Here is a 20,520-nt window from a genome sequence, read left to right as displayed (position 1 = left end):
ACCGATCACTGCGATCGGTGACGGTCTGGTCGCTTCGCGACGACGTTTTGCGTCAGAAAAGTGCAGATTTGTGGGGCGCAAATTAGACGTGCAGCGGCACCTCGGTAACCTTTGTAAGTCTTTGCCTGTACCGAGAGGAACGTCGTGCGTAGAAGAGCCTGGGTAGGAGTTGCCCTCGCATCCGTGACACTGCTTTCGGGCTGCGGGTCCGACGACGCTTCCGCAGGTCCACAGGTGAAGACGCTCGGTGAGGCGTGCGATGTCCTCGGGCCATCAATCGCTGAGTTCACCCGACAGGCCGTGCGCTGGCAGCTACCTTCGGCACCGTCCGCGGATGGGCCGATCATCCCATTCGACACTTACGTGAAGATGGTCGACGACGCCGATCCCGACCAGCGTCGTGCGAAAGACCTTGCAGTGCAGATCAACCGCCTAACGCCAGAGATGAAGGCGGCGATCGACAACGGTAACGATGCGGCCGCACGGAAGGTCGTCGACTCTGCACGAAAGCTGGAGGACGAGTTCATTGCGGTCTGTTCCACCGACGCGACATGGACGGGGAAGAACGCCCTTGTCAGCATCCGCAAACAGCTGGACGAGCAGCCGTTGACTGGGACCCCGGTCCTCGCTCCGCCGTCGTAGGGTTCGCACGCTGTCACGTCGTAGATTTCCCGCGAGATAACGTCTCGGGCCCTCTCAGGCGGTTCTGCGGGCCCCGAATCTGAACCTTTCTGTCACAAAACCGTGGCCCCATTCGACCAGACCGTCACCGATCGCGGTGATCGGTGACGGCCTGGTCGAATCGTGACAGAAAAGCGGAATTGAGCGGAGCGAAATAGGCCGTCAGGGATGGCGGGCGTGGGGCTATTTGCCGAGGGTTTGGGTTAGGTAGGGGTTGGCGAAGGTGCGGTTGGGGTCGAACTTGTCGCGGATGGCGAGGAAGTCGTTGAACTTCGGGTAGACGGACTCGAAGTAGGCGGCGTCGCGGTTGTGCATCTTGCCCCAGTGGGGACGACCGCCATGCGCCATCATGATGTCTTCGACGTCACGGAAGTACGCGTGGGAATCCGCCACGTCGTCGCGGTGGTAGCGGTGCACGGCGATATAACCGCTGGCACGACCGTGTGCTGTCGACAGCATGAGGTCATCGGCAGCGGCGGCGCGCACCTCAATCGGGAAGCTGACCTTGTACTTGCGGCGATTGATCATCGACCGCACCTCGCGCAAAGCGTCCGGGACCGCCTCCAGCGGCACCGCGTACTCCATTTCGCGGAAACGGACGTCGCGGTCGGAGATAAAGATCTTGTCCGACCGGTCGACGTAGCGGCGGGCCGACAGTCCGCGCCCGGTGAGCTGGCTGATCGCCGGAACCAGTGCCGGAGCCTTGGAGCCGATGGTGCACAGGACTCGCAGCAAGTCGTTCGACAGGAGTTCATCATCGATGTAGCGGCGGACCTTGCCCGGCCCGCTCGCTGGCGTGCTCGCAGGTAGACGTGTGTTGGTCTTGGTAAGCGTGCAGGTGGTGTGCGGGAACCAGTAGAACTCGTAGTGGTCGACGTTGGCGACATTCTCAAGGAAATTGTCAATCGTCTCATCGGCGTCGCCGGGGGCTTCGATCGCTTCGATGGCGTACGCGTCGGTCACCTGCAAGGTGATTTCGGTGAGGATGCCGAGAGCACCGAGACCGAGGGCGGCGGCCTTAAGCTCGGGATCGTTCTCGCCAATGGTGCGGACCTTGCCTGTGCCGTCGACGAGGGTGACCCCGCGGATCTGCGTCGAGATGCCGCCAAACTGGCCGCCGGTGCCGTGGGTGCCGGTCGACGTCGCGCCCGAAACGGTCTGCCGGTCAACGTCACCGAGGTTGATCATCGCGAGGCCCAGCGGGTCCAGGATGCCGGGGATTTGGTGCAGGTTGGTTCCGGCACCCAGCGTGATCCGCTTGGTTTCGGGGTCAAAACTGCGTACACCCTTGAACCCGGCCATCGAGACCTGGATGCCGGGAGCGATGGCGATCTCCGAGAAACTGTGGCCTGCGCCGACGGGTTTGACGACATCGCCGCGCTCAGCAGCTGCGGCGACATCTGCGGCCAACTCATCAACGTTCTGCGGGACGATCAACCGGTTGGGGGTGCAGCTAGCGGTATTGCCCCAGTTGCTCCACGTTCCTGACGCTGCATTGCTCACAAGAAACACTTCCCTTCTCCACGGTAGGTCGGGACCACGTCGACGACCTTTGCCTCGCCGTCAGCACTGCGCTCAATGAGCGCGACTGACGCGGAACGCTCGCATACTTCACCCGATTTGGTGTGCCGGAACCAAACTCTATCGCCCACAGACAGCGACGCTGCAGCCTTACCCTGCAACGGCGTTTGCACTTCGCCTGCGGCCTCGGTGCCGACAAATTGCAGGTCGGCGGGCCACACGGGCTTGGGGAGACGGTCGGGGCCGGGAGGCCCGGAAGCGATCCAGCCGCCGCCAGCGCACGTCACGATTTCGTGGTCGGGTCGACGCAGCACGTCCAGCCCGAACGACAGTGCGGGCGCGGGCTGGAAATGTTTGTAAGTATCGAACAGGTGGCCGCCGAAGAAGCCGCTGCCCGCAGCGATGTCGGTGATGGCGGCGTCTTTCGCCGTCTCTTCGAGCGAACCGGTGCCGCCGCCGTTGACGAACTCAAGATCGGCGACCTCGCGCATGGCGGCAATCGCCTTCGCGCGCCGGTGGCGGAGTTCGCGCATCGACACGGCCTGCATCGCTTGCACGGCGGTATTCATCAGGGCCTTGCCAGCGACTTCGTTGCCGACGCCGGCGACCTGCGCCTCGTACGACATCGCACCGACGAGGCGGAAACCCTTGCGTGAGTCGATAGCTCGCGCAAGCCTTCGTGCCTGCTCGACGCTGTGAATGGGGGAGCGACGCACGCCAACGTGAATGTGGCCAGCGACGGCGCGCAGAGAGGCGTCGAGGTCGATGGCGATCCGAACGGTCGGACGCTTTTCCGGCGGCAGCACGGAGTCGACGATGTCGAGTTGTGCCACGTCGTCAACGAGCAGGGTGACTCGTTCGCAGGCGGTTTCGTCGGCGAACAACTCGGCGAGCGCGCCACGCTTCACCGACGGATAGCCGAGGAGCACATCGGTGATGCCCGACTCGACGGCCAGCCAGTGAGCTTCGGCGACGTCGTAGGCGAGGACGCCAGCGAAACCGTCACGGCCCAAGATGTCGTCGATGACCGAGCGCACGCGCAGCGATTTGCTGGCTACGCGGATCGGGACGCCACCGGCACGGCGGCGAAGGTCGGCGATGTTGTGTTCTAAGGCGCCAAGATCGAGGGCGATAACCGGGGAGTCGAGCCCGGCGCGCGCGACCGCGTCGTTGATTCCGCCCCAGTACGCTTCCGGGTCCGTGACGTAGGGCAAGCCGGTAGTCATTGCGCAGCACTCCTTTTAAATGCGAGCGTTTCGGAAGACCCGAATTACCCGTTACCGATTACGCTAGACAAGCGTGAGGTCTCTGGGAAACGCGGCTGCGGCGAGTGCATTGGCATTACAGGTGAAATTGGCAAAGAAGGCAGGGATCTTGCCTCCGATGCGGGCTCTCGGTGCAAATCGTGAGCAAATCGCGCCGATGACCGCATCGTCGGACTTCGCCCGCGACGGTGTCTTCGCGAACCTGGATCCGGCCCCCGACATCGAGGGGCCCGACATGGGAATCGCGATGGACATGCTGCGACACCCAGGCAAACCGAACGCCCCAATTCCGGTACTGCGCCCGACGTTTCCGGCAACTCCGGACGGCATGTCTGTCACGTGGCTGGGGCATGCGAGTGCCGTCGTCGACCTCGACGGCGTCCGGATGGTCACGGACCCGGTACTGTCCCAGCGGTGTTCGCCGTCGCAATTCATCGGACCGAAACGCCTGCACCGTGCACCGTTGACCGCCGCTGAACTGCCACACCTCGACGTCGTCCTCATCAGCCACGACCACTACGACCATCTCGACACTCCGACAGTGATCGCGATTGCTCGAGCACAACCGGAAGCGATCTTCGTTGTCCCGATCGGGGTGGGTGCGCACTTGCAGGCGTGGGGGGTTGCGCCCGACCGCATTCGGCAGGCCGATTGGTACGAGCAGGTCGATCTCACGGTCCGCGGGACAACCATTCGCTTTCATGCCGCACCGGCACGGCACTTTTCCGGGCGCAGCGTCGCCCGGAATCTGACCCAGTGGGTCAGCTGGTCGGTGATCGGTCCACACCACCGGTTCTTTTTCTCCGGAGATACGGGGATGACGCAGTCGTATGTGCAGACCGGCCGGGATTTTGGGCCCTTCGATGTCACCCTGATTGCTATCGGTGCCTACGACCCGAGCTGGCCCGATATCCATTTGACTCCGGAAGAGGCCGTGGCAATCCACCAAATGCTCAACGGCGCGCCCGGACCAGGCATTCTGCTGCCAATCCACTGGGGTACTTTCAACTTGGCGCGCCACTCGTGGGCTGATCCGATGGTTCGGCTGACAACCGAAGCCCAGCGGCTCGGCTTCGACGTATGTGCGCCACGGCCCGGAGCCACGTTGGTCGCGGAAAACCGCACCGGCACAGCCTTTTTCGACGCGACATGGTGGGAGCGATGCGCATGACCACGCCGACGACAACCGAGCGAGACCCCGGACTGACGGCAGCTCAAGTCGCCGAGCAGGTCGCGGCGGGCCGCACCAACGTCGCCGATAGCAAGTCGGGGCGCACTGTCCTCGACATCGTGAAAGCCAATGTCTTCACCCGGATCAACGCGATTCTGGGCGTGCTCTTCGTCATCGTCGCATCGACCGGTTCGTTTATTAATGGGCTCTTCGGGCTGCTGATCATCGCGAACAGCGGCATCGGCATCATTCAGGAAGTCCGCGCCAAGCGGACCCTCGACCGACTGGCGATTGTCGGACAGGCCAAGCCGATGGTCCGGCGCGACGGCGTTGTCACCGCGATGGCTGCCGAAGAGGTGGTCCTGGGCGACATCATCGAATTGGGCCCCGGCGATCAAGTTGTTGTCGACGGCGAGGCAATCGAGTCCGAGGCCCTCGACATCGACGAGTCGCTCCTGACCGGTGAAGCCGATGCCGTCGATAAGGCCTGCGGTGACGAGATCATGTCGGGCAGTTTTGTCGTCTCGGGCTCAGGCGCCTATCGCGCCACCAAGGTGGGACCGGACTCGTACGCGAACAAGTTGGCCGCAGAGGCCTCCACCTTCACCCTGGTGTCGTCGGAACTGCGGTCGGGTATCGACCAGATCCTGAAGGTCATTACGTGGCTGCTGATTCCCGCAGGCATCTTGACGATCGTCAACCAACTCTTCATTAGCCAGAATGGGCTGCGCTCGGCGCTGCTCGGCATGGTCGCGGCGCTGGTGCCGATGGTCCCCGAGGGCCTCGTGCTGATGACGTCGATCGCCTTTGCTGTCGGCGTGGTCCGGCTCGGCAGACGCCAATGCCTGGTGAATGAGTTGCCCGCGATTGAAGGTTTGGCTCGCGTCGATATCGTCTGCACCGACAAGACCGGCACGCTCACCGAGAACGGCATGCGCTGCGCCGAGGTGCGCCTGGTGTGTGACGACGTCGAGCAGGCTGCGGTCGAAGCAGCCCTCTCGGCAATCGCCGCCAACGACCCGCACCCCAACGCCAGCATCGAAGCGGTTCAAGAAGCGTTTCCTGACGCCCCCGCCTGGACGACGTCGTCGATCCTGCCGTTTAGCTCGGCCAACAAGTTCTCGGGCATGTCGTTTATCGACGCGCAGCAGGCCTCTCAGGGTAACTGGCTGATCGGTGCGCCCGACGTGCTGTTGGACCCGGAATCGGAGACCGCGAAACTGGCCTCCGACCTGGGATCCACAGGGCTACGCATACTGCTGGTCGCAACAACTGACGTCCCGGTCGACACGGTGCCCAGCGGTGCGTCAAAGATCCCGGGCACCCTCGTGCCCACCGCGCTGATCGTGCTCGAACAGCGTGTTCGCTCCGACGCCCGCGACACCATCGAGTACTTCGAATCGCAGCATGTGGCCGTCAAGATTATTTCGGGCGACAACGCTCGTTCGGTTGGTGCTGTTGGCGCATCGTTGGGGCTCGGTTCCGCAGATACGGCCGTCGACGCCCGCGAACTGCCCACGGACGGCGACTCGCTGGCGGCGGTGATCGCTGACGCGGACGCATTCGGTCGCGTGCTGCCCGATCAGAAGCGATCCATGGTGAAGGCGTTGCAGGCCAAGGAACACACTGTCGCGATGACCGGCGACGGTGTCAACGATGTCCTGGCGCTCAAAGATGCCGACATTGGCGTCGCCATGGGTTCGGGTTCGTCGGCGGCGCGTTCGGTGGCGCAGATTGTGCTGCTCGATAACAAATTCGCCACCCTCCCGTACGTCGTCGGTGAGGGTCGTCGCGTCATCGGGAACATTGAGCGGGTCTCGAACCTGTTCCTCACCAAGACCGTGTACGCGGTCCTGCTGGCGCTGCTCATCGGCGGTGCCGGGCTCCTGGCCAAGCTGATGGGTTGGGCTGCCATTAGCTACCCGTTCCAGCCGATTCACGTCACCATTTCGGCATGGTTCACGATCGGTGTGCCAGCATTCGTCTTGTCGCTGGCCCCGAACAACGAGCGTGCCAAGCGGGGTTTTGTTCGCCGAGTGCTGACCCAAGCGGTCCCGAACGGCATCATCGTGGGGCTGGCAACGTTTGTGTGCTTCTTGCTGGTGAACCGGGACTATTCGGGGATGCTGGGGAGTTACGTGGGGCATTTAGCGACGAACCCGGGCGACGGTGTCGCGACGGTCGCTAACGCCAGCCAAACTTTGGGGGCAGTTCAAACACAGGCCGCAACAGCAGCTCTCGTCACGATGATTTCCATCGCCCTGTACGTGCTGGCGGTGGTGGCGCGACCGTACAACTGGTGGAAGATTGTGCTTCTCGCGGTGTCGGTCGGCATGTACGTGCTCATCTTTACGGTCCCGTTTAGTCAGCGGTTGTTCCACCTGGATTCGTCTAACGGACACATGATGACGATCGCCGCAGTTTGTGCCATTGTCGGCTGTATTGCAATTGAGGTTTCTACGCGAGTTTTGAGCCGAATCTTGGCGCGGACATCGTAGTATTACCTGCATGGACATGGATGGAATTGTTAACAAGGCAAAAGACGCGCTGAAGTCGAACCCGGATCTCATCGAGAAGGGTGGCGACATGATCGATAAGGTCACCGGCGGAAAGTTCGCAGACAAGGTCGACCAGGCGCAGGACGCGGCCCGCAAGGCTGTTGGCGCTGATGGTGAAGCGCCAGCCGCCGAATAGTAGCGAGCAACCTGATCTCAATGCGTTAAGTCAGTTTTGCTTTGGCATGCCGTCGGTATGCCGAAACGGACTGCGCGTCAGCTATCCAAAATCGCCACGGCCAATCTGCGGCGAGGCGGATACCGACGCGCGGTCCGTTTTTGATTTCAATGGGCTCGTTCGGGCGTTGCGGTGATAGATGAACGCCGTTCTCGGTTAAGAGGTCGGTCGCGAGATCGGCTTTCGTAATTCCCAAGGCGCGTGTCAGATTGCCCGGTCCTCGGGCCAACAGATCGTCGGCGACGTTGCCCCGTCGTTCTCTGGCGAGTTCAATACCGTCGACGATCCGTCCCGCACGCAACAGCACGGCAGATCCCTGGCCTTCCTCGCTGGTGACGATATTTGCGCAGAAATGCGTGTGGATCTGATACACGTAGAGCCGGAACGGCGGCCCGTACATGATCTCCGACCGCGGGGTCCGCTTATAGGCGTGTGAGGCGGGGTCGTCGGGTCCGTTATACGCTTCAACTTCCGTGACCTGCACGGACACCCCGTGGCCCACCAGGGTTCTGCCGAGGATTCCGCGCGCGGCAGCCAGGACTGGCGGCTCGTCGAGCCGAGAATTTCCATCCAAATCTACCTGTGACGGTGAGTTGCGGTTAGGGTATTCAGTCATGGCGAAGACCAGCGAATCCATTCATGTTGCGCTCTCCCCGGACGATACCTTTGCGTGCGTCGCGGACCTCTCGCGGTACTCCGAGTGGTTGGTGCTGCACGACGGATGGCGCAGTCCACTCCCACCGGCCGACGATCTGAAGAAGGGCACCAAGATTTCCTCGGTGATCGTCGCCAAGGGTATTCGAGTGCGTTTTGCGTGGGAGATTGAGAAGTTTGACCGGCCCAAGCAGGTGATGCTCAAGGGCAACGGCAAAGGTGGCGTGAAGGCCAAACTTGACCTCGTGATTACGCCCATCGGCGACGACTCCAAAATCACGTTCAACGTCGACCTTGGCGGTCTGCCACTGATCGGCCCGGCGGGCAAGGCGGCGATCGCCGCAGTCAAGGGCGACATCGCGAAGTCGTTGGTGAAGTTCAACGAGATCTACGGCCAGTAGTCGGCCCAAGTCTTGATGTTCGGCCAAACCATCGGCGTCGAGCATCACAAAAGGGGCCACCCGATCGCGTGTAGATGTCGACAATTAGCGGCATCGAAGGCGAAGGGGTGACCCCAATCGTGGATCGTTAGTCTTCGATGGGGCGGAATCCACCGGAGATAGCAGTCGGAACAGTCGCGAACCACAGGTCAGGTTTCACGACGTCGTACAGGACCTCGCCGGGCACGTAGAAGAGCCCGGTTTCGTTGACGGCCTTGATGGGGTAGCCCTCAGGTGCGCGCATCGGGTCGGCCGCGAGCGGACGCGTTGCGCCGATTGGCAGTGGCACGGCGCCACCTTCGGCCGGGACTCGGGCACCCGGACGAACGGGGGTTGCCGCAGCGGTCGCGGCAGCTGCGGACTTGGCGATCGAACCGGCTGCACTCGATTCGGTTCCATCGGCCAAGCCAGCGAGCCGCTTGGTGCGCTCAGGCGTGACTTCCGGGAAACCTGGGCCGGTTGCGGGTTTGACGGCCTTGTAGTCGTACGACTTCCGGCGACGCGTCCATGCGAGCAGGAACAGTAGCGGCAGCAGGAGGAGCAGCAGCCACCACCAAGGCGAGATGCCGCCGTTGTCAGCGTTCACATTCGGGGTGTCGACGTTGACCGTCGGAGCATCGATGCTGACGCTGGGGGCGGTCACGTCGACCGACGGAAGGCTCACCTTGGGCAGTTCAACGCCGGGCAGGCCGAAGTCAGCACCCCAGTTCGGGAGCTTCAGTCCGCTGAGCGATGCGGCGAGTGATGCGGGCATCGAGCTCCACTTGCCGGTCTTCAGGTCGAAGGTCAGGTCGCCGTTGGCGAAGCTCTGGGTCAGGTTGGTTCCGTCGACCTTCATCTCGGCGGTCGGAACTCCGAGGGTCTTGCCGAGTTCGGTGCTTGCCGCACTCATCGGTCCGCGAACCAACCATGCGCCGTCAGTCGGGGTCCAGAAGATCTTGGGGTCGCCCGTACCGGCAAATTCGGCGACGCGGCTGGGGTCGCCCACGGTGCTGTCGGCTTCGTTGGTGTCGGGGAAGCCGATGTCGGCCGGGCCATTATTTTGCTGCGTGTAACGCTCGTCGATGGCGCCGTAAAGGACCTTTGCGCCAGTCTTTTCGGACCAGAAAATGGTGCCGCCCGCAAAAACCTGCTTGAAGCCGTCGCCGCTTTCGGTGACCGATCCCTTTTTAGCCCCGAGTCCGGCGTCGTTAAAGCCGCGATCGACAGCACCTGATTCGATCTGCGACGACAGCTGGTTAATCGCTGTCGTGGCGTCGTCAACAGGTGCGGCAAGTGCGGTGGCGGGAACCAGCAGTGCGGAGCCGACCGCTACTGCGAGTCCTAAGGTGAGGGCGCTTAAACGCGTCTTCATCGCTAGATCCTCCTAGTCCGAAATGCGAAGCATTTGCTTCGGTTTTGACTGTAAGCCACAAAACGGCACGGTTCGGGGTTTTGCCTGGCTGACATGCCATTTTTACCATAAGTCATGGTCGGGCATATGTTGCCTTATGTTTAAGGCAAAAAGGGATGAGCGAAATTGGACTGTAGGGCTGAGTGTCGTAGGTATTAGTTATTGATCTCGCGGTGGAATCCACTTAATTGGTGCGCCGGATGCGCGTTTACTGACGGTTGCGTCGGGCGTGTCGAGAAAGTGATTACCGCCGACTGCGGCGATATGAGTGCTCCCGGCAGGATTCGAACCTGCGACACCCGCTTTAGGAGAGCGGTGCTCTATCCCCTGAGCTACGAGAGCGGAGACCGGTGGTGATGCGGGCAGAATGAACTTCTCGCCGCATCGGCCAGTCACGGTCGGCGGGCACGGTGGGGATTGTGTTGCCGACGGAAAGAGTCTACGTGAAGCCCCGCCTACACCTTGCTCAGGTCAACCTCTCGCGTCTCCTGACCCCGGCCGAGCGGCCATCTCCGAGCTCGCCGACTACCTTATTGTCATGACCAAATCGACTACCGGACAGCTGACTGTGCTGGTCACCGGAGCAAGCACGGGAATTGGCGAGGCCGTCGCACGGCAGTTCATCGCCCTCGGACACAAGGTATACGGGACCAGTCGGAACCCTGAGACGGTAAAGAACCCAATCCCCGGTGTCACCTACGTGCGCCTCGACAACGCCGATTACGCCACGGCTACCGCGTGCGCCGAAACCGTCGGCGACATCGACATCCTGATTAACAATGCAGGTGAAAGCGCTGCTGGCGCATTTGAAGACACCCCGATGGAGGCCGTCGAGCACCTCTTTCGAGTGAATGTTTTCGGGCCGATTGCGTTGACGAAGGCCGTGCTTCCCGGCATGCGCCGCCGCCGCACCGGCACCGTCGTGATGGTCGGGTCGATGCTCTCGAGTTTTCCCGTCGCCTTCCGAACCAACTACTCGGCGACCAAGTCGGCCCTCAAGGGGTACGCGATGGCGCTGCGCCGCGAGGTCGCGCCGTACGGAATCCGCGTCACCACCGTAGAACCCGGCACGATCGCCACCGGAATCGGCGATCACCGCACCATTCACATCGGCGATGATTCGGTGTATCGCGACGAGTACGAAACGGTCGCCGCGGCCACCAGACGCAACGAAAGTAAGGGCATCGCGTCGGAGAAGATGGCCGAGAAAATTTTGGAAGCGGCCCTCGCGTCGAATCCCAAACCGCTCTACGCGCGTGGCAACAGTGCACCGCTGGTGTTCAGCCTCGCTCGAATCGCCCCGCGTCAGTTGGTTCTGGACCTCACTGCACGCAAGCACGGACTGAAGAGGGTTCGCCGCTAGCCCAGGTTTCGATTTGCGTTGGGACATGCCGCGCGCTGCGGCGTGTCCCAACGCAAATCGCCTAGCGATCGAGAGTCACCATGGGTGGGCGACGGCATCTAAGACCGCGTCGGCGATTTCCTGTCGGCAGATGACGAAGTCGGGCATGTACGGTTGCGGATTGTTGTAAACGATCGGGCGACCATTGAGCCGACTGCAATGCAGGCCCGCGGCCAAAGCGACGCCGACCGGCGCGCAATTGTCCCACTCGTACTGGCCGCCGGAATGGACGTAGGCGTCCACATCGCCGCGCACGACCGCCATGGCTTTGGCGCCGGCCGAACCGATACGAACCGGGTTCAGTCCCACACGTTCGCAGACCGCCGCCGAATGGTACGAGTGCCCGTAGCGTGACACCGCGATTCGGCCCGACAGGGGACCATCGACCGCTGGGACTTCGTCACTGCGGAACACCTGCCCTTTGGCGGGGAGGGACACCGCGGACGCGACGGGTGCGCCGTTGATGGTGAGCGCAACGTGGACCGCCCAATCGGACGTGCCCATTGAATATTCGCTTGTCCCATCGAGGGGATCGATGATCCACACCCGTTCTGCGGTGGAGCGATCGCCGACGTCCTCGGCCTCCTCCGACAGGACCGCGTCGCGTCGACGGTGCCTCCGCAGCACTTGGGAAATCCAGGCCTGCGCCATCGCATCGCCCACGTCGCCGAGTTGCTCGCCAGCGAGTAGCCCCTCATGTCGGACGCCGTTCAAGATCTCGCCAGCCCCCTCGGCAATCGCCGCGGCGAGTTGAGTGTCGGACATCGCAGGCGGAGAGTGACGCATCCTCTAACTAGAACACACCGGCCGCGCCGACCGTCCACAGATTGCCGGGGCGTGGCGCACACTGGGTTCATGCCGGAACTTCCCGAAGTGACCGCCATTGCGACGTTCCTCGATTCACGTATCGCTGGACTGCCGATTCGGCGCGTCGATATTGCCTCGCTGTCCGTACTGAAGACCGCAGATCCGCCGTACTCGGCGCTGGCTGGTCGAACCGTGTCGAGCGTCGACCGGATCGCCAAATACCTCGTTATCCGAACAGTGCCGGGCCCCGATGGCTCGCCGGATGAGGAGATCGATTTGGTGGTGCACCTTTCGCGCGCGGGCTGGGTGCGATGGAGTGAAGCGCTGTCCCAGGCGCCGCCCAAACCCGGTGGAAAGGGGCCGATCGCGCTTCGTGTGCACTGCGGCCTCCCGGGTGAGGGGTTCGATGTGACCGAGGCGGGAACACAGAAGCGACTGGCCGCGTGGGTCGTGCGCGATACCGCCGATGTGGAACGTATTGCCACCCTCGGGCCAGATGTGCTGGCACTGTCGAAGGAACAGTTCGCGCAGATCCTGGCTGGCCGCAACGCAAGGATCAAGAATCTGCTCACCGACCAGCGCGTCATCGCCGGCGTCGGCAACGCCTACTCCGACGAAATCCTGCACACCGCACAACTCTCGCCCTTCGCGACCGCCAGCAAGCTCGACGCCGCGCAGGTGGAAGCGCTTTATACGGCGACACGAACGGTGCTTCTCGACGCCGTCGAACGTTTGGAAGGTCAGGGCGTCGGGAACCTGAAGTCGGAGAAGCGCACCGGCCTGCGCGTGCACGCGCGGACCGGCATGCCGTGTCCGGTGTGCGGTGACACGGTCCGTGAGGTGTCATTCGCGGACCGCTCGTTCCAGTACTGTCCCACCTGTCAAACCGGTGGGAAGATCCTGGCCGACCGTCGGATGTCGCGCCTGCTGAAGTAGCTACTTGCGCACCTTGGTGCGGACCAGCAGGACGTTGTAGTCGTCCCAGCGGCTCGCGTTGAAATACAGTTCCGGGCCGCTACCGCGCAGTGCTGGCGAGTTGGGCAGCATCATCGGTGCATACAGTTCCAAGCTCGACGGCGCGATGCGCCGCGCGGGACTCCACGGGCCCTGCGGGTGCGCCGCAGTGCGTAGGAGAACTCCGCGCGGGCTGTCGAGCATCACGTACCGGTTTAGGTAAGGGCTCCACGCGACCGACAGTTCGGTGACGGGTCCGCGCACAATGGGGCGGGCCGAGTCGGGGGACGGAGTCCAACCGCGACCGTTCCAGTATTGGTAAGCACCAAGATTCAGGATGTCGTTGGGCCGGAAGCGGGCAATGTGTGCCGCGCCGAAGCGGCCGTTGGGAGTGCCGTACTGGTAGACCCAGCCAGCGTCCGGGCCGACCCCCTTGACGTAGGCGCCCTGCTGGAACTTGGCGTCGCCGTTGATGCCGAGGTTGGGGCGAATCGTGCCCTGGGGGGTGCGCCAGCTACGACCGTTGTCATTGGAAACCGCGGTCGCCGAGTAGTTGGTGAACCACGTGCTGGCCGGGCCCCACGAACGTACCGACATGAAGTTCACGTACTGCTTGCCGCCGATGGAGATGCCTGCGGTCGGGATGGTGGTTTTCTCGATGCCGTCGAAGCCGACAGCTCCAAACATCTCGCCGACGAAACCGCGGCCGTCCAGGCGCACACCGTCGGACAGGTTGCCGTCGCTGGACCTCAGCAGGGCATTGTGTCGCCACTGCTGGTCACTGGTCAGGCAGTTGCCGAACGTGTCGCCGAAGGCCATCAGAGTTTGGCCGCGGCCGTTGTCCCATGCGACGCCGACGTCGGTACCGGAAATGCCAAAGCGCTTGTACGTCTTGTTGGGACTGAGCGGGCCGGTGACCCACGACACTGTTTGCGTGCGGCCGTTGTTGAAGGCGGGCATCGCCTTTTGCGGTCCGGTCGCGGAGCCACCGCGCGGAAGGAACTTATTAATGACCGGGATGTTGACGCCCGTACCGCTGTTGCTGCAAGACCGAGCGTCGGCGGCACCGACGCCGGAAACGGCGGTCAGGGTCGAAGCGACGACGACGCAGGCGGCAAGGGCAGGTAGAACTCGGCGCATAGATCTCAATCTTCTCTACTGGTAGTGCATTGTCTTCCTTGCTATCAGTCGGGCTGGCAGGACACAGCCACTTGCATCACGATCCGGACTCGATGCCTCATCTGCGGAGTTTCGTTTCCACGAGTACGACGTTGTACTCGGACCAGCGGCTGCCGTTGAAGTACAACTCGGGTCCGGTGCCCTTCAACGCCGGAGACTGCGGCAGCATCATCGGGCCGTAAAGACCGTGGGTGCTCGGCACCAGGATCCGCGGCAGACTCCACGGGCCTTGGGGATGCTCGGCCGTGCGGAAGTGCACGCCGAGAGTTCCGGTGTCGAGCATGACGTACTTGTTCAGGTACGGACTCCATGCGACGGAGAGTTCGCTGACGGGCGCGCCGACTACGCGCGCTTTGCTGGAGGTGATGCCGTCGATGGTCGGGGACCAACCCGAGCCAGTCCAGTACTCGAACTTGGTGAGGTCGAGGATGTCGGCCGGGCGAACTCGCGACAGGTAGAGCGCCCCGTAGCGGCCGTTGGGGGTGCCGTATTGATAGATCCATCCGGCCTCGTCGCGCTGGCCTTCCACATAGGCCGCTTGCTGGAACTTGGCGTCGTTGGCCTGCGCCGACGGCCACCCGACTGGCAACGGCACGGTGACGCCAGCGTTCACGCGGATCGTATCGAGCTGGGTGGTCCAAGTTTGGCCGTTGTCACTGGATACGGCGGTTGCCGAAAAGTTGGTCGCCCAGACGCCGGAGTCGCCCCACGATCGCACCGACATGTAGTTGAGGTATTGCTTGCCTGCGATGGAGATGGCCGAGGTCGGGATGGTCGTGACTTCGATTCCACTCCACCCGATGGCACCGATCATCTGGGTGGCGTAGCGCGGTGCGGCGGCAGTCACCGACGCGCCGGAGTTGATGTCGCCCGGGATGCCGTAGGGGACGGACAGGCCGTCGTGGAGGTCGTTGTCGTTGGTGCGCAGCAGCACATTGTGGCGCCACTGCTTACCGGCGACGCTGCAATCGCCAAAGGTGTCGCCGAAGGCGAGGAGTGTCTGGCCCGAACCGTTGTCCCACGCCACGCCGAGGTCGGTGCCGGAGATGCCGAATCGGTCGAAGGTGTCGTTCTTGCTTTTGGGGCCGGTTACCCAATCGATGATTCGAGTGACGCCGTTATTGAAATAGGGGGCCGGGCCCTGCGTCCCGGTGACGCCGCTAATAGATCCGCCGATGGAACCGCCGATGGATCCGGTGTCGAGGAAGGGCAGGCTCGAGCCGTTGGCGTTGCTGCCGCACGGGGCGGCGTCGGCGGTACCTGCGGTTCCGGCGAGAGGGACAACGGTGAGGCCTACTGCAGCGAGTGTGACCGCGGCTAGCGCGAGTGTGAGCGAGCGTGCGGGAAAGCGCATGCAACTCTCCTGGTATCAAAGTGACTCAAGTTACTAATGTGGCTAGAGTGGTAATGGTTTCATCAGGCCTGCGGCTCCGCAAGGCCTGGCCGGATCCGAGATGCTCTTGAAACCCGACCCGTTGACCGGGATGGCCCACGCGGCAATGTCACAGCAACCCGGTACATTCGGGCCATGTTGCGCGAGAAGATCATCATCACCGGAGCAAGTTCGGGTCTCGGCGAAGGCATGGCGCGCGAATTTGCCGCGCGCGGCCGCAGTCTGGGACTGGCTGCCCGCCGACTCGATCGTCTCGACGAACTTGCGGGCGAATTACGTTCGCAGGCAAAGCAAGTCGCGATATCCAAGCTCGACGTCACCAACGTTGAGTCAGTGCCCGTCGTATTCGACGCGCTCGCCGACGAACTCGGCGGACTCGATCGTGTCATCGTCAACGCGGGACTCGGCAAGGGTGCGCCCATCGGAACCGGTCACGCCGCCGCCAATATCGAAACGATCGAAACCAACCTCGTCGGTGCCCTCGCTCAGATCGAGGCAGCCATGAGCATCTTCCGCAAACAGAACGCCGGGCACCTGGTGCTTGTCAGTTCGATGAGCGCGGTCCGCGGGATGCCGAAAGCGCAAGCGGCCTACTCGGCGTCGAAAGCCGGGCTGTCCGCGCTCGGGCAGGGACTGCAGGCCGAAATGGCTCGCACCCCAATCAAGGTGACCGTGCTTCTGCCGGGCTACATCGAGACCGATATCAACCGCGGCGTCAAAACATCAATGATGACTGACACCGATACCGGAGTGAAGGCGATGGTCGCGGCCATTGAAGCCGAACGCACACGTGCCGCCGTCCCGTCCTGGCCTTGGACTCCTATTTCGTGGGGTCTGAAATTCCTGCCGGACGCCCTGTCTTCCAAGTTGATCTAGCCACCTGTCGGCAAGGCCTAAACGAAACGCATAATGTGGAACCAATGATGACCAATCTCCGAGGACGACTCGACGGGGGCGATGACACCGACATCACCTCTACCGTCTCCTGGCACGCGTTGGCCGCCCACCAGCAGCACGTGTACTCCCTGCACCTGCGCGAGCTGTTTGTCATGGAGCCCGACCGAGGCCGCGAAATGGTGGTCGACGCCGGCGACGTCCACCTGGACTTTTCGAAGAACCTGATCACCCACGAGACGGTCGAACTCCTTTCGGCGTTGGCGCGCGAAGCCGGCGTCGAAGAAAAGCGCGACGAAATGTTCGCCGGAGCCCACCTCAACACGTCCGAGGACCGGGCGGCGCTGCACATCGCCCTGCGACTGCCCCGCGGCGCAGAGTTGCTCGTCGATGGGCACAATGTGGTCGACGACGTCCACGCCGTTCTCGACGCCATGGGGGATTTCACCGACCGCGTCCGCAACGGTGAATGGACCGGGCACACCGGCAAGCGCATCACCGACGTCGTCAACATCGGGATCGGTGGCAGCGACCTCGGCCCCGAAATGGCGTACGACGCCCTCCGCTTCTATCGCCATCCGGAAATTACCGGACACTTCGTGTCCAACAGCGATCCGTCCGACGTGATGTCGGTCCTCAACGGCCTCAACGCGGAAACCACGCTGTTCGTCGTGTCGTCAAAAACCTTCACCACCCTGGAAACCATCACCAATGCCACCGCCGCCAAGCGGTGGCTGTTGCGTGAACTCGGCGCGACCGGCGATTCCGACATCGTCGCCAAACACTTCGTCGCAGTGAGCACGAATACTGAAGAGGTCGAGAAGTTCGGCATCGACACCGACAATATGTTCGGCTTCTGGAACTGGGTTGGCGGTCGCTACTCGATCGACTCGGCAATCGGACTGTCGTTGATGATTGCGATCGGTCGCGATCACTTCGCCGACTTCCTCGCTGGCTTCCACGCCATCGACGAACATTTCCGCACCGCGCCGCTGGAAAAGAACGCACCGGCACTGATGGGCATGATTGGCCTTTGGTACTCCAACTTTTGGGATGCGCAGTCGCAGGCCGTGATGCCTTACTCGAACGACCTCGCGCGATTCCCCGCCTACCTGCAGCAGTTGACGATGGAGTCGAACGGGAAGTCCGTCACCACATCAGGCCATCATGTGACGACGCCGACCGGATCGATCTATTGGGGTGAGCCCGGCACCAATGGTCAGCACGCCTTCTTTCAACTGCTGCACCAGGGCACCTGGCTGATTCCCGCCGATTTCATCGGGTTCGCGAAGCCGCTCGAAGACCTGCCTGCCGCTGATGGTCGCAGCATGCACGACATTCTCATGAGCAACTTCTTCGCCCAAACCGACGTCCTCGCGTTCGGCAAGACGGCCGACGACATCGCCGCCGAGGGGGTGCCGCCAAAGTTGGTGCCGCACAAGGTGATGCCGGGCAACCGCCCGTCGACGTCGATCCTCGCACCGCAACTCACACCGTCGGTCCTCGGGCAACTGATCGCGCTGTACGAGCACGAGACGTTCGTGAAGGCGATGGTCTGGGGAATTAACCCCTTCGATCAGTGGGGCGTCGAATTGGGTAAGAAACAGGCCAACGAACTCGTCGGAGCCATCAGCGACCCCGAACCGCCCGCCACCATGCCCGACTCATCAACCGACGCCCTCGTGCGCTGGTACCGCGAGCAGCGCGGCCGACGGTCGTAGGGGCACAGGAACCGAACCGTTCTGCGGAAAATTCTGCGGGAAAGGCGGGGCTAGCGGCCGAGGGGGCCGCGGCCTAGGCGCAGCAGCAGCATGGCCAGGGTGTGGCCTTCGGTGCCGAGGGCAGAGAAGCGGTCCAGAACCTTCATTTCGCGGCTGTGCACCAGACGCGGGCCGCCCGTTGCCATGCGATGCGCGCCGATCTTCTTCGACACGGCGCTGCGACGCTCAATGGCGGCCAAGATGATCGCGTCCATCCGATCGATTTCGGGACGCAATTCGTCAATGTCGTCGGGGAGCAGGCTCACATCGGACGACAGATTTAGGGCGTCGAGGTCGAGGGCAAACAGTTCCGCGTCGGACGTCGTGTTATCTGCCGGGTTGGTCTCGCGCTGCTGCTCATCGTTGCCACTCACAGAGCCAATTTTGCCACGCGGGGTTCGCGGGGTGGACGGCGAGTGGTGAACAATGCGGGGATGACGACCGACACAATCACTGCCAGACGGGTCGGAGCCATTGCGCTCGGACTGATCGCCGCACAACTGGTAGTGCGCGCTGTCCTGGTGATTTGGGGCAACTTCTACTGGGACGACCTCATTCTGATCGGTCGCGCAACATCAAATCCGATCCTGTCCTGGGACTTCCTGGGGTACAGCCACGACGGTCATTTCATGCCGGGTGCATTCCTGTTGGCTGGCCTGACGACGGTCCTCGCACCGGTCCAATGGTGGCTACCCGCCGTGACGCTGGTGGTATTGCAGGCGATCGCGTCGCTGGCGGTGTGGCGGATGATCTCGATCATCGCCCCGCGCGCCCGCGGTTGGAGCCTGGTGGCGCTGACGTTCTATCTCTTCGCGCCAATGACGGTGAGCGCGTACGTGTGGTGGGCGGCGGGCCTGAATACGCTGCCGATGCAGGCGGCGATGGCTGTCGTGGTTGCCAACGTGGTGGTTTTGGTGCGCGATCGACCGGATGCCGAGCGGAGTCGACGTCTCACGATTGGTGCTGCCGTGGCGTTCGCCGTCGGGTTGCTGTTCTTTGAGAAGTCTCTGTTCATCCTGCCGGTCGCGGTCGTGGTGGCAGTGCTGGTGATGCGATCGACGCGAGATCCGCGCGCCGATGACGACGACTACCGAAACTCGCCGCTCACCCAGGCCTTCTTGCGGGCCCGGACCCTGTGGCTGGTTCTTGCCACCATGTTCATTGCGTGGATCGTGTTGTTCTTTGCCACTTCCACGGCCACCGCCGGCGAACACTCGCTGGCGCAGACGGCGAAACTGGTATGGCGCAGCATCAATGAAGCGATCATTCCGTCGCTGGTCGGTGGACCGTGGGTGTGGGACCGATGGACGCCGTCGCCGCCCATGGGTTTCCCCAGCATTTGGATGATTGTCGCGGGCTGGGCGGTGCTGGTCGCGGTGGTCGTCCTGACCTCCAGGAATCGGCGGGGCGCGCCAGCGATCTGGGTGTTTGCACTCGGCTACGCGGTTCTCGCGCAGGTCCCGGTGATGTGGAATCGGTCGAGCGATAACACGGCCCTCGAACTCGCGCAGACCATGCGCTACCTGCCCGACACTGCGCTGGTGCTGGCAATTGCTTTGGCGCTGATCGCTGCGGCCCCGCGCAAGGGTGGCGCACATGTCGCGGCCCCGGCGGCTGTTGATCGTCGTCCCGCGGGGATTGCGACGGCCGCATGCGTGCTGTTTGCGGTGTCGGCGATGGTCTCAACCATGTCGTTTGGGCAGTCGTGGCGTGACGACCCCACCGGTGACTACATCGCGACGGCCCGCGAATCCCTCGCCCAGATGGATGGCAAGACGATGTTCGACCAACCGCTGCCGATCGAAGTGTTGCTGCCGGTCGCGTTCCCAAACAACATGATTAGTCACGTCTTCGGTCGGCTCGACCAGCGTCCGGAGTTCGGGACTGTCACCGACGAACTGAAAGTGCTCAACCCGCGCGGGCAGTTGGTGGCAGGTGCGGTGACGCCGCAGCGAACCTTCGACGCCAGCCGGGGTAGCTGCGCCAAACCCAGCATTGATGGACCTACGGCGTTGTCGCTGAGTGGACCGCTGATTGTCTGGCGTTGGACCGTCGGATTCAGTTACTGCGCCAACCAGGACGGGATCGTCGAATTGGCTTTGGGCGGTGGCAAGGCGGTGCGGGTCCCGGTGAAGCAGGGCCTGCATCCGGTGTATGTCCAAATCGATGGCAGTGGACTCAAGTTGCGCGTCCGGCCGGTCACTCCCGGGCTGCGACTGCACACCGGAGAGGGGCGAGTCGGCGAAGCGGTGATGGCGGAGTACGCACCGTAA

18 protein-coding genes and 1 tRNA gene are annotated in these 20,520 nt (G+C 62.8%); 10 read left to right on the top strand and 9 right to left on the bottom strand.

Translation table 11 applies throughout. The features are described 5' to 3' along the window. Positions 1-183 precede the first annotated feature (183 nt). Positions 184-642, top strand: coding sequence for a hypothetical protein (locus tag AC1L34_RS10620; RefSeq protein WP_424295500.1), 459 nt, complete (start codon positions 184-186; stop codon positions 640-642). Positions 643-864: 222 nt separating this feature from the next. Here AC1L34_RS10620 and AC1L34_RS10615 read toward each other — a convergent pair whose 3' ends face one another. Continuing rightward, positions 865-2,184, bottom strand: coding sequence for a D-arabinono-1,4-lactone oxidase (locus AC1L34_RS10615; RefSeq protein ID WP_424295498.1), 1,320 nt, complete (start codon positions 2,182-2,184; stop codon positions 865-867). Then, positions 2,181-3,428, bottom strand: a complete 1,248-nt coding sequence (locus AC1L34_RS10610) for an alanine racemase (RefSeq protein ID WP_424295497.1) — start codon at positions 3,426-3,428, stop codon at positions 2,181-2,183. Before AC1L34_RS10610 ends, AC1L34_RS10615 begins: the two co-directional genes overlap by 4 nt. Positions 3,429-3,585: 157 nt before the next feature. Here AC1L34_RS10610 and AC1L34_RS10605 point away from each other — a divergent pair, with 157 nt between their 5' ends. From AC1L34_RS10605 to AC1L34_RS10595, 3 genes are read left to right on the top strand one after another with little or no spacing between them, the layout of a single operon-like run. Further along, entirely contained in the window at positions 3,586-4,638 is a 1,053-nt protein-coding gene (locus tag AC1L34_RS10605) for an MBL fold metallo-hydrolase (protein ID WP_424295502.1), read from the top strand. Beyond that, positions 4,635-7,136 carry an HAD-IC family P-type ATPase gene (locus AC1L34_RS10600; RefSeq protein ID WP_424295495.1) on the top strand — a complete coding sequence of 834 codons (2,502 nt, stop codon included), beginning with the start codon at positions 4,635-4,637 and terminating at the stop codon, positions 7,134-7,136. The genes AC1L34_RS10605 and AC1L34_RS10600 overlap by 4 nt, the downstream gene beginning before the upstream one ends. A gap of 10 nt (positions 7,137-7,146) precedes the next feature. Further along, complete coding sequence (locus tag AC1L34_RS10595) at positions 7,147-7,332, top strand: antitoxin (RefSeq protein ID WP_424295493.1); 186 nt, start codon at positions 7,147-7,149, stop codon at positions 7,330-7,332. Between the two features lie 25 nt (positions 7,333-7,357). On the opposite strand, the gene AC1L34_RS10590 is transcribed toward AC1L34_RS10595, so the two are convergent. Then, positions 7,358-7,987, bottom strand: coding sequence for a DNA-3-methyladenine glycosylase (locus tag AC1L34_RS10590; protein WP_424295492.1), 630 nt, complete (start codon positions 7,985-7,987; stop codon positions 7,358-7,360). On the opposite strand from AC1L34_RS10590, the gene AC1L34_RS10585 reads away from it, so the two are divergent. Next, positions 7,986-8,426 carry a type II toxin-antitoxin system Rv0910 family toxin gene (locus tag AC1L34_RS10585; protein WP_424295490.1) on the top strand — a complete coding sequence of 147 codons (441 nt, stop codon included), beginning with the start codon at positions 7,986-7,988 and terminating at the stop codon, positions 8,424-8,426. The genes AC1L34_RS10590 and AC1L34_RS10585 overlap by 2 nt on opposite strands. Before the next feature lie 127 nt (positions 8,427-8,553). Here the strand turns inward: AC1L34_RS10585 and AC1L34_RS10580 are convergent, their stop codons facing one another. Then, positions 8,554-9,819: an LGFP repeat-containing protein gene (locus AC1L34_RS10580; RefSeq protein WP_424323259.1), complete on the bottom strand. Its 1,266-nt coding sequence runs from the start codon at positions 9,817-9,819 to the stop codon at positions 8,554-8,556. A 308-nt stretch (positions 9,820-10,127) separates the two neighbouring features. Further along, a tRNA-Arg gene (locus AC1L34_RS10575) sits at positions 10,128-10,200 on the bottom strand. Between the two features lie 196 nt (positions 10,201-10,396). Between AC1L34_RS10575 and AC1L34_RS10570 the strand changes: the two genes are divergently transcribed. After that, the gene (locus tag AC1L34_RS10570) at positions 10,397-11,221 is read left to right on the top strand and encodes an SDR family oxidoreductase (protein ID WP_480034758.1); all 825 of its coding nucleotides are present in this window, start codon (positions 10,397-10,399) and stop codon (positions 11,219-11,221) included. Positions 11,222-11,296: 75 nt separating this feature from the next. Here AC1L34_RS10570 and AC1L34_RS10565 read toward each other — a convergent pair whose 3' ends face one another. Next, positions 11,297-12,046, bottom strand: coding sequence for a 3'(2'),5'-bisphosphate nucleotidase CysQ (locus AC1L34_RS10565; RefSeq protein ID WP_424295041.1), 750 nt, complete (start codon positions 12,044-12,046; stop codon positions 11,297-11,299). Between the two features lie 69 nt (positions 12,047-12,115). Here AC1L34_RS10565 and AC1L34_RS10560 point away from each other — a divergent pair, with 69 nt between their 5' ends. Next, positions 12,116-13,003 carry an Fpg/Nei family DNA glycosylase gene (locus tag AC1L34_RS10560; RefSeq protein WP_424295039.1) on the top strand — a complete coding sequence of 296 codons (888 nt, stop codon included), beginning with the start codon at positions 12,116-12,118 and terminating at the stop codon, positions 13,001-13,003. Here AC1L34_RS10560 and AC1L34_RS10555 read toward each other — a convergent pair whose 3' ends face one another. Beyond that, complete coding sequence (locus tag AC1L34_RS10555) at positions 13,004-14,161, bottom strand: DUF4185 domain-containing protein (RefSeq protein WP_424295038.1); 1,158 nt, start codon at positions 14,159-14,161, stop codon at positions 13,004-13,006. A gap of 97 nt (positions 14,162-14,258) precedes the next feature. Beyond that, positions 14,259-15,554, bottom strand: coding sequence for a DUF4185 domain-containing protein (locus tag AC1L34_RS10550; protein ID WP_480034757.1), 1,296 nt, complete (start codon positions 15,552-15,554; stop codon positions 14,259-14,261). Between the two features lie 174 nt (positions 15,555-15,728). On the opposite strand from AC1L34_RS10550, the gene AC1L34_RS10545 reads away from it, so the two are divergent. Both AC1L34_RS10545 and pgi read left to right on the top strand, forming a co-directional pair. Further along, positions 15,729-16,469, top strand: a complete 741-nt coding sequence (locus tag AC1L34_RS10545) for an SDR family oxidoreductase (protein ID WP_424295034.1) — start codon at positions 15,729-15,731, stop codon at positions 16,467-16,469. Positions 16,470-16,513: 44 nt separating this feature from the next. Beyond that, on the top strand, positions 16,514-18,208 hold the full coding sequence (gene pgi, locus AC1L34_RS10540; protein WP_480034756.1) for a glucose-6-phosphate isomerase: 1,695 nt from the start codon (positions 16,514-16,516) through the stop codon (positions 18,206-18,208). A 50-nt stretch (positions 18,209-18,258) separates the two neighbouring features. Here pgi and AC1L34_RS10535 read toward each other — a convergent pair whose 3' ends face one another. Further along, complete coding sequence (locus AC1L34_RS10535; RefSeq protein WP_424295031.1) at positions 18,259-18,621, bottom strand: chorismate mutase; 363 nt, start codon at positions 18,619-18,621, stop codon at positions 18,259-18,261. Between the two features lie 60 nt (positions 18,622-18,681). On the opposite strand from AC1L34_RS10535, the gene AC1L34_RS10530 reads away from it, so the two are divergent. Then, positions 18,682-20,520, top strand: a complete 1,839-nt coding sequence (locus tag AC1L34_RS10530) for a hypothetical protein (RefSeq protein WP_424295029.1) — start codon at positions 18,682-18,684, stop codon at positions 20,518-20,520.

The organism is Gordonia sp. 34D, assembly GCF_056682775.1.
This window is presented reverse-complemented; position numbering and strand designations above follow the sequence as displayed.

Bases quoted from the DNA above. Each gene is read 5' to 3' on its own strand.
- AC1L34_RS10610 (WP_424295497.1), bottom strand. From the start codon at position 3,428: ATGACTACCGGCTTGCCCTACGTCACGGACCCGGAAGCGTACTGGGGC.
- AC1L34_RS10605 (WP_424295502.1), top strand. From the start codon at position 3,586: ATGCGGGCTCTCGGTGCAAATCGTGAGCAAATCGCGCCGATGACCGCA.
- AC1L34_RS10600 (WP_424295495.1), top strand. From the start codon at position 4,635: ATGACCACGCCGACGACAACCGAGCGAGACCCCGGACTGACGGCAGCT.
- AC1L34_RS10595 (WP_424295493.1), top strand. From the start codon at position 7,147: ATGGACATGGATGGAATTGTTAACAAGGCAAAAGACGCGCTGAAGTCG.
- AC1L34_RS10585 (WP_424295490.1), top strand. From the start codon at position 7,986: ATGGCGAAGACCAGCGAATCCATTCATGTTGCGCTCTCCCCGGACGAT.
- AC1L34_RS10590 (WP_424295492.1), bottom strand. From the start codon at position 7,987: ATGACTGAATACCCTAACCGCAACTCACCGTCACAGGTAGATTTGGAT.
- AC1L34_RS10580 (WP_424323259.1), bottom strand. From the start codon at position 9,819: ATGAAGACGCGTTTAAGCGCCCTCACCTTAGGACTCGCAGTAGCGGTC.
- AC1L34_RS10570 (WP_480034758.1), top strand. From the start codon at position 10,397: ATGACCAAATCGACTACCGGACAGCTGACTGTGCTGGTCACCGGAGCA.
- AC1L34_RS10565 (WP_424295041.1), bottom strand. From the start codon at position 12,046: ATGCGTCACTCTCCGCCTGCGATGTCCGACACTCAACTCGCCGCGGCG.
- AC1L34_RS10560 (WP_424295039.1), top strand. From the start codon at position 12,116: ATGCCGGAACTTCCCGAAGTGACCGCCATTGCGACGTTCCTCGATTCA.
- AC1L34_RS10555 (WP_424295038.1), bottom strand. From the start codon at position 14,161: ATGCGCCGAGTTCTACCTGCCCTTGCCGCCTGCGTCGTCGTCGCTTCG.
- AC1L34_RS10550 (WP_480034757.1), bottom strand. From the start codon at position 15,554: ATGCGCTTTCCCGCACGCTCGCTCACACTCGCGCTAGCCGCGGTCACA.
- AC1L34_RS10545 (WP_424295034.1), top strand. From the start codon at position 15,729: ATGTTGCGCGAGAAGATCATCATCACCGGAGCAAGTTCGGGTCTCGGC.
- pgi (WP_480034756.1), top strand. From the start codon at position 16,514: ATGATGACCAATCTCCGAGGACGACTCGACGGGGGCGATGACACCGAC.
- AC1L34_RS10530 (WP_424295029.1), top strand. From the start codon at position 18,682: ATGACGACCGACACAATCACTGCCAGACGGGTCGGAGCCATTGCGCTC.